Source organism: Clostridia bacterium, assembly GCA_036562685.1.
Classification (GTDB): Bacteria; Bacillota; Clostridia; order Christensenellales; family DUVY01; genus DUVY01.
This window is the reverse complement of sequence record DATCJR010000148.1, coordinates 1-2,235: the sequence shown is the minus strand read 5'-3', so window position 1 is coordinate 2,235 and position 2,235 is coordinate 1. Positions and strand designations below refer to the sequence as shown.

The following is a 2,235-nucleotide window of genomic DNA, read 5'->3' as shown; positions in this document are numbered from 1 at the left end:
GGAAAATTCCCTGTAATTAACAAAGACTTAGGCATGCTGTCTGATAATGACCTTGACTGTTTGAACAAGCTCAATATAAAAATTGAGCCCAAAATCAGGCAGGTCAACAGACGCACTAAATTTAATCTCATACAGTCGCTGTATCTTGGACAAAACTTGCATTTTTTATATTGCACCAACGATAACGGCGAAGACAGAATTCAGGCTAATATTTTGAATAATCTCAGAACGCTTTTTCCAAATCACATTGAAGCTGATGAAGACAGCGACAATGTGCTTTTGAGCATGACCGACAAGTCTAAAGAAGATTTATCTAAATATTTTTATAGTCAAGCCGCTTCAAAAAAGCTGATTTTGACTCAATTCAAAAAAGCAATATCTCAAAGACAAGAAATTTTGGGCACAGCAATATCAAGCGCTGCTTATGCTCTTGGTATTGATTTTAGCCCGCCTAAAAAGCAAGACTTTGAATATAATCTTTCAAAAGATGTTTTCTTCGCAACTCAATTAGAAAACTACTTTAAGTGTCCTTATATTTATCTATTGCAGCATATTTTAAAGCTAAAAAAACGTCCTGAAGGCAATATAAACGCTATAGATATAGGTAATATTTTGCACTCTATTTTGGAAAAGTTTGTAGAGTTTGTGCCCAATGACATTAATGAATGCGACAAAATCATAACAGATATAACAAACCAAATAATATCTGAAAATGAAAAGCTCAAAAACAACAAGCATTTTAGCGAAATGCTGCTAAAAGAAGCTATCAATACAGGCAGGGTTATTTTTGATCAAAATCAGAACTCGGATTTCAAAACCATTTATACCGAAAAAATGTTTGGTCATGATCAAACCTTGCCGCCACTTGAAATTCCTACCAGATACGGAACAGCAAAAATCGAAGGCAAAGTTGACCGTATAGATGAATACGAAGATTATGTCAGAATAATCGATTACAAAACCGGTAAAGTTAAGTCAAGCATTTCGGAAATAATTCAAGACATATATGCAGGCAAAAATCTGCAATTGACGCTTTATATGCAAGCAATACGAAAAGGACTTAACAAAAAGCCGTTTGCTTCTTTGTATTTTCCTATCAATAATGATTTTCAAACTCAAAAGAAACCAAGATATTGTATGCAGGGGCTTGTGAGTGAGGAATTAAAAGCTGTGCTTGCTTGCGACAAAAAGCTAACTACTCATAACCTAAAAAGCGAAGTATTGCCTGTAAACCTAAAGCTTACCGAATACGGACCAGAAATCAGCAGTACATCGGTATTAAGCACGCAGGAATTTGAAAATGCATTGACTTATTCTGTTGGCGTTGCCAAAAACGCAATAGAAGAAATAATCTCAGGTTATCTTGAACCCAGCCCTTGCGAAGGTTCATGCAATTGGTGCGATTACAAAAGCGTATGCTGTCATCCTTATGAAAACGAGCGTGATTTTCATAGCATTGAAATCAAAAAAGATATTATTTCTAAGTTAGGTCAAAAAATAAGCGATCAAGATAACGGGGTGGATAATGTCGATTAACTGGACTGAAGCGCAAAGCAAAATAATTGATCTTAATAACAAAGATAAGAACATGCTTGTTTCGGCTTCTAGCGGCAGCGGAAAAACCACTATAATGATTGAACGCATTGTTGCTCTCATAACAAACAAAGAAGTAAGCGTTGATAATATTTTGGTTACTACATTTACCAATGCCGCCGCCCTTGAAATGAAAAACAAGCTGATAAAACGTCTTACGGACGCACTTAACAACTCTCATGAAAAAAGCTATCTCTTAGAACAGCTTGATTTGGCGGAATCTGCAAAAATATGCACCTTGCATTCTTTTTGTACCGATTTAATAAAAAAATATTATTATGTCGTAGGGGTTGACCCTGCTTTTACCATAATTGAAGATGTTGCGGCTGAATTAAAAAAGGCTGCAGCTATAAAAAAAGTGTTTGAAGAGTATCTAGAAAAAGGCGACAGCATTTTTCTTAATTTATATGATATCTTCACTAGACGCAGAAAAGATGAAACCTTAGCGAAATATGTTATCAAAATTCACACCTTTTACCGCACTTTGCCCAAAAGCTCAGATTGGCTCAATTGCCCGCCCTGCCCTGATGCTGTTGACAGATACATTAAAGAATATAAAGATTTGGCCGACGATTATTTTAGTTCATGCGCCCAAAAGATCAAACAGCAAGCGCAAAACCTTGGCTATGAACCGAGTATAAG

2 protein-coding genes are annotated in these 2,235 nt (G+C 35.8%); both read left to right on the top strand.

The window, feature by feature from the left end:
• Window positions 1-1,536, top strand: a 1,536-nt coding sequence (locus VIL26_06920; protein HEY8390660.1) for a PD-(D/E)XK nuclease family protein, incomplete at its 5' end; no start/stop codon positions are given.
• A partial coding sequence (locus VIL26_06915; protein HEY8390659.1) for a UvrD-helicase domain-containing protein occupies window positions 1,526-2,235 on the top strand: 710 nt, incomplete at its 3' end. The genes VIL26_06920 and VIL26_06915, both read left to right, overlap by 11 nt.